An 11,716-nucleotide genomic window follows, 5' to 3' on the forward strand; every position below is an offset into this window, starting at 1 on the left:
GTCTTATTCTTTGACAGGTTGATCAGCAGTCAATTCTACTTCTTCCCATTCAGTGCCAGAACCTAGGGTAATATCATAGTGCTTAACCCGGTTGTTGATTGACACGAGTGAGTGACGGTAGAGGGTTGGGATAACAGGCGCTTCGTCGATGACGTATTTTTGCCAATCATCATAGGCTTTCTTACGGGCTGCATCTTCGAAGGCAGCATCAGAGTTAATAGCTGCTAGAAGTTTATCGTTCTCTTCCGTTGCCCAACGCATAGAGTTGAACTGGTTGTCGCGACCAAATTGAGTAGATGGGTTTGGATCGCCCCCTACCCCCATGGCAGCTTGGAAGACATCAATGTCTGCATCCTTATCTAGGAGATCGTAGAAGGTGTTGAACTCAAGCAAACGACCTTCATAGAGTTCAACGTTTACCCCAATTTGTTTCCAAGCATCAACATAGTATTGTGCAATTGGTTCAGCTACATCAGAACCTGACATAGAAGCAAAGGTCAGCTTGAAGCTCTTACCGTTAGGATCTTCTACGAAACCATCGCCATCTTTGTCGACAAAGCCGGCATCTGCCAAGATCTGTTTGGCCTTCTCTGGTTGGTAGGTATAACCTTCGATACTACCATCATTGTAGCTTGCAAACATGGATGGAATTGGAGAGTTAGCCCGCACCCGTAAGCCTTCATAGAAACGTTGGCCAATGGCGTCATTGTCAATAGCGTAACCCATGGCTTGACGGAGCGCTTTATTGGATACTGGCTTACTGTCATCTGGTTGTACTTGCTCTTTTTCCTTATTCCAAGTCCCAACGTGGAAACCAATGTAGCTGTAGACGTTTGTCAGACGACCTAAGGTCTTGAAGTTGCTTGCATCCTTATAGGTGTTGTAGGCATCCTCTGGTAATGACGCGTAGTCATAGTTACCTGCCTTCATTTCTGATACAGCAGTTGAGGCGTTAACTACATCGACTTGTAGGCCTGCTAATTTAGGCTTGCCTTTGTAGTAGTTGTCATTCCGTTCGAAGACAACGGACTCGCCAGGGGTGATGGATTTAACTTTGAAAGGCCCAAAGCCGACTGGATTAGTCCGAACTTGTTCGCTATCTTCAAGATCCTTGATTGGTGTTTTCTCTAAGATGTGCTTAGGTTCGACGTAGGAGGATACCCCACCACCTGATTGGAGCATGGAAGCTGAGAATTCCTTATAGCTAATCTCTAAGGTGTAATCATCTACCTTCTTAAGACCAGAGATGGTGTCAGACTTACCATCATGGTATTCTTCCATCCCGACGACGTTTTTGAAGTCAGAACCATAACGGATACCGGTATAGTCCTTGTGCCCTACTACGTAGTAAGGGTAGATGACGTCTTCAATGGTGAGGGGCTGGCCATCTGTCCAGGTCACGCCTTCCGGAATCTTGATGGTGACTTTCTTATTAGCTTGGTCAAAGGTCAACTTAGCCAAACCAGAATCGTCAATCTTATAGTCGCCATCAGAACCGTAGAGACCTGGGTTGAAGAATTCAGTAATTCTCATGTCATTAGACTTCTCAGCATAGAGGCTACTGAGTGCACCAGAGAAGGGATCCCCAACTAAGGCATATTTGAATACTCCACCATCAATCGCAGTTCCTTCGTTAGTCACTGATAATGGAAGATTGACGCCTTCAGCCACGGCAATAGCTGAAGGCCACATAATGGCGCTGACTGATAAGGCCGTGGCCATGAGGGCAAGATTTTTTCTAAAGGTTTTGTTCATGTTTTTCTCCTCCAAACATAGGTATCATTTTATGATTGAGTTTACTATACTCCTATTCCTATGAAAAAGCAATAGTTTTTTCACCGTTTTTTAATTTTCGTATCATCTTTTTCTTTTGAAAGCCATCAAAGGGCCATTTTCAACACGAATTTTACCCTATCAAAAGTAGAAAGGCTGGGAAGATCCCAGCCTTTTCGTTTACTTATTCTTTTATTGGTGAATCTGCTGTTAACTCTACTTGGTTCCAGTCGAAGTCAACCCCTGGAGTTGCATCATAGTGCTTAATCCGGTTGTTAAAGGATGTTAACTGGTACCGATAGAGGGTTGGCACCATTGGGACTTCATCCATAATGAAGTCTTGCCATTTCTTGAAGGCTTCCTTACGGTAATCCGCGTCAAAGGAAGCATCAGAGCGGATGTCTTTGAGTAAGCTATCATTTTGATCACTAGCATAACGCATATAGTTGAACTGGGCGTTGCGACCAAACATAAAGGCTGGGTTAGGATCCCCACCAAAGCCCATAGCTGCTGAGAAGACATCAATGTCTGCATCTGTCCCTAAGAGATCGTAGAAGGAGTTAAACTCATGCAAACGACCTTCATAGAGTTCGACGTTAATGCCGACTTGCTTCCAAGCATCTACATAATATTGGGCAATTGGCTCAGCCACATCAGTCCCTGACATGGCCAAGTACTTGAGGCTAAATTGATTACCCTTAGGATCTTCTACGAAACCATCGCCATCCTTGTCCACAAAACCTGCATCAGCCAAGATTTGCTTAGCTTTTTCTGGTTGGTAGGTATAGCCTTCACGACTGCTGTCCGCAATATCCTTGAAGGTTGGTGGAATTGGTGAGTTAGCTTGCCAACGTAACCCTTCATAGAAACGCTGACCGATTGCGCCATTGTCCACAGCATATCCCATGGCTTGACGAAGGCTCTTATTATTAATAACCTTGCTTTCGTCCACTTCAACTTCTTGCTTATCAGCATTCCATTTACCTAAATGGAAACCTAGGTATTGGACCGTATTCTCTACTTGTCCAATCGTTTTGAAGTTAGTAGCATCCTTATAGGTGCTGTAAGAATCAGCAGGTAGACTAGCTATGTCATAGTTACCAGCCTTCATCTCAGAAACAGCAGTCGATGCGTTCACCACATCCATTTGAACTGTGTCAATCTTAGGTTTGCCCTTGTAGTAGTATTCATTGGCTTCTAAAATAACAGATTCGCCTGGCGTAATAGACTTGACTTTGAAAGGCCCAAAACCAACTGGTTTCTTACGCACCACATCACTGTCCACCTGTTCCTTAATTGGAATATTCTCATAGGCATGCTTAGGAACCATATAGTTACTTACCCCGCCCCAAGCTTGCAACATGGAGTTAGAGAATTCCTTATAGGTTACTTCCAAGGTATAGTCATCTACCTTCTTCAAACCAGAGATGGTATCAGTGGTACCCGCGTGGTACTCTTCCATCCCTACGACATTTTGGAAGTCAGAACCGTAACGGACACCGGTATAGTCCTTATGACCGATGACATAGTAAGGATAGATAACATCCTCAATAGTCACTGGCTCGCCATCATCCCATTTGGTTCCTTGCGGAATGGTGATGGTTACCTTCTTGTTATCTTTGTCAAACTTAATCTTACCAAAGCCAGAGTCGTCTAACTTATAGTTGGCGTCGTTCCCGAACAAGTTAGGTGAGAACATGCCGACAATTTCATAGTCCTTGCCGTTATCTGAGTAGAGCGGAGATAAGACACCTGAGAATGGATCCCCAACCATGGCATACTTGAGGGCCCCACCTGAGATTGGTGTCCCTTCATTATCGATTACTGTAGATAAATTAGCATCTTGGGCCTGAGCACTAGCCCAAGGGGCCAATACGCCAACTACAGACAATCCCGCTACCAATGCAGTCAAGGATTTGCTAATACGACTTTTCATAAGATTTCCTCCTTCATATTGGCTTAGTCATTACGATTAAGGATACTATACCCGATAAATAAGAAAATAGCAAGAGGTTTCTTCATTGTTTTCTCATCTTGGACTTATCATATCCTCATATTAAACCTTTGATGAATCCCTTCATAAAAGATATGGTAACGATTTCCAAAAGAGACTAAATGTTCTTCTATTTTTTGTGGTGAGAAGTCGTCTCTCACTTAGCTAGACAAAACAAGAAAGGCTGGGATATTCCCAGCCTTTTCGTTCACTTATTCTTTGATTGGTTCATCTGCTGTTAATTCTACTTGGTTCCAGTCGAAGTCAGCCCCTGGAGTTGCATCATAGTGCTTAATCCGGTTGTTGAATGTCGTTAACTGGTAACTGTAGAGCGTTGGCACCATTGGCACTTCATCCATGATGAAATCTTGCCATTTCTTGAAGGCTTCCTTACGGTAATCCGCATCAAAGGAAGCATCAGAGCGGATGTCCTTGAGCAAGCTATCATTCTGTTCACTAGCGTAACGCATAAAGTTGAATTGGGCGTTACGGCCAAACATAAAGGCAGGGTTTGGATCCCCACCAAAGCCCATAGAGGCTGAGAAGACATCAATGTCCGCATCCGTCCCTAAGAGATCATAGAAGGAGTTAAACTCATGCAAGCGACCTTCATAGAGTTCGACATTAATGCCGACTTGCTTCCAAGAATCTACATAATATTGGGCGATTGGCTCAGCTACATCAGTCCCTGACGTGGCCAAGTACTTGAGGCTAAATTGATTACCCTTAGGATCTTCAACGAAGCCGTCGCCATCCTTGTCCACAAAACCAGCATCGGCTAAGATTTGCTTAGCTTTTTCTGGTTGGTAGGTATAGCCTTCACGACTGCTATCCGCAATATCCTTAAAAGTTGGCGGAATTGGCGAGTTGGCTTGCCAACGTAATCCTTCATAGAAACGCTGACCGATTGCGCCATTGTCTACAGCATAGCCCATGGCTTGTCGCAGACTCTTGTTATTGACAATCTTACTTTCATCTACTTCAACTTCTTGCTTATCAGCATTCCATTTACCTAAGTGGAAACCAAGATATTGAACTCTATTCTCTACTTGTCCAATCGTTTTGAAGTTAGTAGCATCCTTATAGGTACTGTAAGAATCAGCAGGTAGACTAGCTATGTCATAGTTGCCGGCCTTCATCTCGGAGACAGCGGTTGAAGAGTTGACTACATCCATTTGCACTTTGTCAATCTTAGGTTTACCCTTGTAGTAGTATTCATTGGCTTCTAAGATGACAGATTCACCTGGCGTAATGGACTTAACCTTGAAAGGTCCAAAACCAACCGGACTCTTACGCATAAGGTCACTGTCTGCTTGTTCCTTAATTGGAATATTCTCATAGGCATGTTTAGGAATCAGATAGTTACTTACCCCACCCCAAGCTTGCAGCATAGAGTTGGAGAATTTCTTATAAGTCACTTCTAAGGTATAATCATCAACCTTCTTCAAACCTGAAATAGTATCGGTTGTACCTGCGTGATATTCTTCCATCCCCACGACATTTTGGAAGTCAGAACCATAACGGACACCCGTATAGTCCTTATGACCGATGACGTAGTAAGGATAGATAACATCCTCAATAGTGATTGGCTCACCATCATCCCATTTAGTTCCTTGCGGAATGGTGATGGTTACCTTCTTGTTATCCTTGTCGAACTTGATTTTACCAAAGCCAGAGTCATCTAACTTATAGTTGGCGTCATTCCCAAACAAGTTAGGAGAAAACATCGAAACAATTTCATAGTCCTTGCCGTTATCAGAGTAGAGTGGAGATAGAACACCTGAGAATGGATCCCCAACCATGGCATACTTGAGGGTCCCACCTGAAATCGGTGTCCCTTCATTATCGATTACTGTAGATAAATTAGCATCTTGAGCTTGAGCACTTGCCCAAGGGTCCAGCATGCCGACCACAGATAATCCTGCTACCAATGCAGTCAAGGACTTGCTAATACAACTTTTCATAAGATTTCCTCCTTCATATTGGCTTAGTCAATACGATTAAGGATACTATAACTGATAAATGAGAAAATAGCAAGAGGTTTCTTCATTGTTTTCTCATCTTCGACTTATCATATACTCATATTATACCTTAACTAAATCCCTTTATAAAGGATATGGTAACGATTTCTGAACCAATCAATTCTTTCGGTATTTTTCTTGTTAAAATCCCCTCTTAACTTGCTCAGATGAAAAAGAGACTAGGACAAATGCCCTAGTCTCTTTTCATTAATCTGAATTATTTAACTGGTTGATCAGCAGTTAATTCAACTTCAGAAAGGTCAAATGTTGAACCCACTTTGAAGTCATAGTGTTTCACACGGTTGTTAACAGAAATTAACTCATTACGGAAGAGGGTTGGAATAACTGGTGCTTCTTCAGTGAAGTACTTTTGCCAGTCGCTGAAGGCTTTCTTACGGAAGGCTTCGTCGAAGGATTCAGTAGAACCTAAAGCATCCAAGAGCTTGTCGTTCTCTTCAGTTGCCCAACGAGTATAGTTGAAGGCAGCCTTACGACCAAACAAGTTAATAGGGTTTGGATCCCCACCTACCCCGAAGGCTGCTTGGTAGACATCAACGTCACCATCTTTTTTGAGCAAGTCGTAGAAGGCGTTAAATTCCATGAGACGACCGTCTACAAGCTCAACGTTAATCCCTACTTGTTTCCAAGAGTCGATATAGTATTGCGCGATTGGTTCAGCCGTTGCGCCCCCTTGCATAGAAGCAAATTTAAGGGTGAAGCTCTTACCGTTTGGATCTTCTACGAAGCCGTCACCGTCTTTGTCGACGAAACCAGCATCGGCAAGGATTTGTTTAGATTTTTCTGGTTGGTAGGTGTAACCTTCAATTGAGCTATCGTTGTAGTCCTTGAAGAGGGCTGGAATAGTGGTGTTGGCACGAGTACGTAAACCGTTGTAGAATTTCTCACCGATTGCAGCATTGTCAATAGCGTAACCCATGGCTTGACGTAGGGCTTTGTTAGATACAACACGACTTGGGTCGTATTCAACTTCCTTCTTGTCTGCGTTCCATTTACCCATCTTGAAACCGATGTAGCTCATGGCATTCTGTAAACGACCTAATGTTTTGAAGTTAGTAGCATCTGCATAGGTTGGGTATTCATCAGAAGACAACTTAGCGATGTCATAGTTGCCGGCTTTCATTTCTGACACGGCAGTTGAAGGGTTAACTACATCTAATTGCATACCATCTACTTTTGGCTTACCTTTGTAGTAGTATTCGTTGGCTTCGAAAGTAACAGATTCCCCTGGTGTAATCGATTTAACACGGAAAGGTCCGTTCCCTACCGGGTTCTTACGAACTGCATCTGAATCTAATTGTTCTGCCACAGGAATTTTCTCGAAGACATGTTTAGGCATCATAAATTGAGAGACACCGCCCCCTGCTTGTAACATACCAGCTGGGAATTCCTTATAGCTTACTTCTAAGGTCCAGTCGTCAACGCGCTTAAGACCTGAGATTTCTTCAGCTTTACCTTCATGGTATTCTGCCATCCCTACAACGTTCTCAAAGTCATCCCCATAACGAATGCCGGCATAGTCTTTGTGACCGATGACATAGTATGGATAGATAACGTCATCGATAGTTAATGGCTCACCATCATCCCATTTAGTATTTTCAGGAATTTTGATGGTTACTTTCTTGTTGTCCTTGTCAAAGGTCAACTTAGCAAAACCAGTATCGTTAATAACGAAGTTCTCATCGTAACCGTATAGACCAGCCATAAAGTTATCAATAACATCTGAATCCGGACCAGTAGAATAGTATACTTGGTTGAATACACCAGCAAATGGGTCCCCGACCAAAGCAACTTTCAAAGTACCACCAGAAATAGGTGTCCCTTCGTTATCTACCGTAACAGGTAAATTAGCGCCTTCAGCGTGGGCTAAGGTTGGCGCAAAAGCACCAGCTAAAGTAAAAGCAGCAGCTACTAAAGCTAAGCTCTTCTTCATAGACTTCTTCATATTGTACCCCCAATGGATATTATTTTATATGCTCCTATTCTACCCTTTTTGCTAGGGAATAGCAAGCGTTTTATTATAATTTTCTCACTTTATATTCATGTTTTTGTAGGGAAAAATTTATTTAGGTCAAATCTGACTATATTTGGCCTGAGAAAGTGGATTTTGGTAGACAAATCATCCTTAAATACATGCAAGGCTCTTAGTCTTCGTGTCCCTACTCATCAATATAAACTGGACGCAAGTTATTGGAGCGGCCAAAAGGCAATACTTCAAATTGTTTGACCTTTGGCTTAAGTAAATAGGCTGCACTCGCTTGATAGATAGGGGCGACCACGCCATCTTCTTTGACTAAGATTTTTTCTGCCTCAATTAAGGTTTCGCGACGCTTGGCAGGATCTTTAGCATAGTCATTGCGAGCTAATTCGACTAACTTATCAAATTCAGGATTAGCATATTTGGCGAAGTTAGTCCCGCCACCTGTCTTGTACTGTTCAATAAAGTTAACCGCATCCTGATATTCAGGAGTCCAAGTCCCATAGAAAATATCATAATCCAATTTACGTTGAATTTCCAGACGATTCTTAAGTGGCACCGAAAGGACGCTTAGCTTGAGACCAGGTAAATTCTTCTCCAGTTCTTCCTTGAGGAATTCTGCTGTTCGTTTGGAGAGGCCTACGTCTGATGTTAAGAGTTGTAACTCAATCGTCTCTTGGCCTAGTTCTTCCTTAGCCTTAGCCCAATCTGCCTGTGCTGCTTGGACATCGTAAGTCAACATTGGACCTGCCTTGTCTTGATAATCCTCACCTGCTTCATTGACGTCAAAAGATTTAGGCACTAAGTTGTTGAGTGGCTGAGAGCCGTCCTGAATGACAGAATCTGCGTAGACTTGCTTATCAAATGCCTGGGCAATAGCTCGACGGAGAGCTGCATTGCCTGTTGTCGGACGAGTCGTGTTGAAACTCAGATAACCGATTGTCGCTTTGGGAATACTGTGGAAGTCTGGCGCACCGGAGTATTCTTGGACAAATTGATCGGACAAGGTCGTGAAGTCCAACTGATTACTATCAAATAAATCTGCCCCGGTCGAATTCTCTTTAATGACTTGTTGATGCACCTGGGTCAGATAAACATGACTGGCATCCCAGTATTGAGGATTTTTAACTAAGTCCCACTCTAGGTTGGTCCCATTCCATCCTTGAATCGTAAAGGGCCCGTTAGTCACCACATTCTCTGCTGTGGTCCCATAGCTATCCCCTTTTTCTTGGAAGAAGGCCTTGTTAATCGGCATATAGCGTGAACCTGTTAGAATCTTAGCTAGGGCCGGCACTGGATATTCCAAGGTTAGTTCCAGGGTTTTATCATCAAGGGCCTTGACTCCTAATTCTTCGACAGGCTTGTCACCATTACGGATAGCTGCCCCATTCTTAAGAATTTCAATCGAGGTCACGCTCGTACCAGCTTGACGATCCGCTAGACGCCGGAAGGCCAACTCAAAGTCTTGTGCCTTAACTGGATCACCATTGGACCAATAAATGTCATCTCGCAAGGTGAAGGTGTGGGTTAAGCCATCCTCACTGACCTTAACAGAAGCTGCCTGTCCCAGTTCCACTTCTTTCGCATTCTTAATTCGATAGAGGCCTTCAAAAACTTGTCCGATGACATCCATGCTGGCGATATCTGAGTAGAGACCAGAATCTAAGGTGGCCAACTCAGATGGGGCTGGGATACTTAGTTTTTGTTCAATGGCAGGACTAAGGCTTACTTCTTGAGCTGATATCGTGGACTGCTGAGCTGTTAGGAGCGTGCTGGCCGTAAGTCCTAGCGCGAGTAAGGAACGAAAAATTGTCTTGATGCTAGTCATAAGTCAACCTCCTTAGGGTTAAAGATATGTTAGGGACTAGTTTAAGACTTTTATTAGTGATAGTCAAAGATACTTTTACTATAAGCTACTATAGCGAATGGCTATATGCCTTTATCATGCCATCCCCCTATCCTTGGAGCATAGACTTAAAATTAAGCACAAAAAAACTGAGCCCTTAGGCTCAGTTTTTCTATTAACCTAAACGTTGACGGGCATCCGTTGAACGTTGCAAGGCTTGACCAATATAGTTAATGCAGAGCATTAAGACGAGAATGAATAGTGCGGCTGGCAGCCATACCCATTGTTTATTCTCGATAATATCCGCAGTCTTAGCTGCCCCTATCAAGGTCCCTAGTGAAGGTGTCCCGATTGGCAAACCGAAACCTAGGTATGAGAGACTAGTTTCTAAACCAATATTACCTGCCATAACCAGGACTAATTGGGTAATGATAATAGAAGAAATGTTAGGTAGCAATTCCTTGAACATAATCTTCCAATCATGTGTCCCCATGGTCTTAGAAGCATTAATATAATCTTTAGACGCTTCACTTAAGGTTCGTGTTCTAAAGAGACGAGCAAAACCAGTCCATCCTATGATAATAAAAGTTACAGAAAGCCCATAGATATTACTTACCTTGAAGATGGTGTTCAACGTGATAATCATAATAAAGCCTGGAATAATCATGAAGAAGTCGACAATCCGCATCACCCAGTTATCAACACGTCCACCATAGTAACCAGCAAAGACCCCAATTACCAAACCGATAATCATGGTAGCGGCTGTTACAATCATGGCAATGCTGACAGAGTTACGCCCACCTAAAATTAACTGGGCTAGAACATCACGCCCACCTTCGTCAGCACCCAGTAAGTAGGTATGACCCGTATCAGTCACCGAACCTGGTGCCATGTAGCGATTGAAAATCTGAACTTTAGTAGCGGATTCTAAGTTAAGGAAGAATGGCGCTACATATAGGAAGAGCAGAATCCCAACAAATACAATAAGTGAGATTAAAGCCAGCTTATCCTTCATGAATTCTCGTTTAATGACTTCAAAGCCCATTGGCGGGAGAGACTGCGAATCTTTATTTTGATTTTTTTCTAAATCTTTGCTTTTATCTTTTGTCATGCTCTCTCACCTCCTAGTCTAAACGTACTCGTGGATCTACGAATACCATAATGATATCGGACAAGAGCCCACCAAGTAGTGTCATAAAACCATAGAAGAGAACCAAGGTCATCATGACGCTATAGTCACGGCCTACTACAGAACTAAAGAAGAGTTGCCCCATCCCTTGATAGGTAAAGATTTGCTCTGTAATCATTGCCCCACTGAAAAGGCCTGTAATGACATAACCAAAGAAGGCAGCGATTGGCAGTAAAGCATTCCGTAAGATATGCTTGTTATAGATAACCCGCTCAGGCACCCCTTTGGCACGGGCAGTCCGGACATAATCATCTGACTTAGCATCCACAATTCCTGATCGTAACCACTGAATAGTAGAAGTGGTACTTAAAATCCCTAAGGTGATAGCAGGCAAGAGCATGTGATAAATTCGAGATAATAAGTAATCCCAGCTACCAGGCTGCAATCCAGACGCTACCGTCCCACGGGTTGGGAACCAACCTAATGTATAGCCAAATAGCCACAAGAACATCAAGGCTAAAACGAAGACTGGGATTGAATAGGTAAAGAAGTTATAGAAGTTAACCGCTCTTTCAAAGAAGCTCCCATTATAACGACCGGATAAAATCCCTAAAGGAACAGCAATTGCATAGGTGATAATCGTTGTCAAGAGTGATAACCAAACTGTCGGCCAAATCCGTTCCCCAATAATGGATAGGGTCGGTTGCTTATGGGCAAAGGAACGTCCAAAGTCACCTTGGAGCATACCGCCCATCCAATTAATATAACGTTCCCAAACAGGTTTGTTCAAACCTAATTTTTCCCGCATAGCTTCAATTTGCTCAGCCGAAATTTTAGGGTCAATCAAGCCTGTCAAGGCATCCCCTGGCATTAATTCTGCTAAGAAGAAAACTAAGATGCTGAGCGCCAAAAGTTGCGGAATCATCAGCAACATACGTCTAAGTATCGCTTTCCACAT

General features: G+C 43.1%; 7 protein-coding genes. All 7 read right to left on the reverse strand.

Going from position 1 to position 11,716, the window contains the following annotated elements; all coding sequences use genetic code 11:
• Positions 1–3 precede the first annotated feature (3 nt).
• Complete coding sequence (locus V7R82_RS05495) at positions 4–1,755, reverse strand: oligopeptide ABC transporter substrate-binding protein (RefSeq protein WP_311465376.1); 1,752 nt, start codon at positions 1,753–1,755, stop codon at positions 4–6.
• 202 nt (positions 1,756–1,957) lie between these two features.
• Positions 1,958–3,709 carry an oligopeptide ABC transporter substrate-binding protein gene (locus tag V7R82_RS05500; RefSeq protein ID WP_303885718.1) on the reverse strand — a complete coding sequence of 584 codons (1,752 nt, stop codon included), beginning with the start codon at positions 3,707–3,709 and terminating at the stop codon, positions 1,958–1,960.
• Between the two features lie 269 nt (positions 3,710–3,978).
• The gene (locus V7R82_RS05505; RefSeq protein ID WP_311465372.1) at positions 3,979–5,730 is read right to left on the reverse strand and encodes an oligopeptide ABC transporter substrate-binding protein; all 1,752 of its coding nucleotides are present in this window, start codon (positions 5,728–5,730) and stop codon (positions 3,979–3,981) included.
• Positions 5,731–6,004: 274 nt separating this feature from the next.
• Positions 6,005–7,750 carry an oligopeptide ABC transporter substrate-binding protein gene (locus V7R82_RS05510; RefSeq protein ID WP_268443040.1) on the reverse strand — a complete coding sequence of 582 codons (1,746 nt, stop codon included), beginning with the start codon at positions 7,748–7,750 and terminating at the stop codon, positions 6,005–6,007.
• A gap of 214 nt (positions 7,751–7,964) precedes the next feature.
• Entirely contained in the window at positions 7,965–9,611 is a 1,647-nt protein-coding gene (locus tag V7R82_RS05515) for a peptide ABC transporter substrate-binding protein (protein ID WP_311465369.1), read from the reverse strand.
• 193 nt (positions 9,612–9,804) lie between these two features.
• Positions 9,805–10,740 carry an ABC transporter permease gene (locus tag V7R82_RS05520; protein WP_298077406.1) on the reverse strand — a complete coding sequence of 312 codons (936 nt, stop codon included), beginning with the start codon at positions 10,738–10,740 and terminating at the stop codon, positions 9,805–9,807.
• A 13-nt stretch (positions 10,741–10,753) separates the two neighbouring features.
• Positions 10,754–11,716, reverse strand: coding sequence for an oligopeptide ABC transporter permease (gene opp4B, locus V7R82_RS05525; protein ID WP_298077404.1), 963 nt, complete (start codon positions 11,714–11,716; stop codon positions 10,754–10,756).

Origin of the sequence: Abiotrophia defectiva ATCC 49176 (genome assembly GCF_037041345.1) — a bacterium.
In the GTDB taxonomy this organism is placed as follows: Bacteria; Bacillota; Bacilli; order Lactobacillales; family Aerococcaceae; genus Abiotrophia.

What these genes read in the sequence shown, in the direction of transcription:
- V7R82_RS05495 (WP_311465376.1), bottom strand. Translation starts at nt 1,755, where the DNA reads ATGAACAAAACCTTTAGAAAAAATCTTGCCCTCATGGCCACGGCCTTA.
- V7R82_RS05500 (WP_303885718.1), bottom strand. Translation starts at nt 3,709, where the DNA reads ATGAAAAGTCGTATTAGCAAATCCTTGACTGCATTGGTAGCGGGATTG.
- V7R82_RS05505 (WP_311465372.1), bottom strand. Translation starts at nt 5,730, where the DNA reads ATGAAAAGTTGTATTAGCAAGTCCTTGACTGCATTGGTAGCAGGATTA.
- V7R82_RS05510 (WP_268443040.1), bottom strand. Translation starts at nt 7,750, where the DNA reads ATGAAGAAGTCTATGAAGAAGAGCTTAGCTTTAGTAGCTGCTGCTTTT.
- V7R82_RS05515 (WP_311465369.1), bottom strand. Translation starts at nt 9,611, where the DNA reads ATGACTAGCATCAAGACAATTTTTCGTTCCTTACTCGCGCTAGGACTT.
- V7R82_RS05520 (WP_298077406.1), bottom strand. Translation starts at nt 10,740, where the DNA reads ATGACAAAAGATAAAAGCAAAGATTTAGAAAAAAATCAAAATAAAGAT.
- opp4B (WP_298077404.1), bottom strand. Translation starts at nt 11,716, where the DNA reads ATGTGGAAAGCGATACTTAGACGTATGTTGCTGATGATTCCGCAACTT.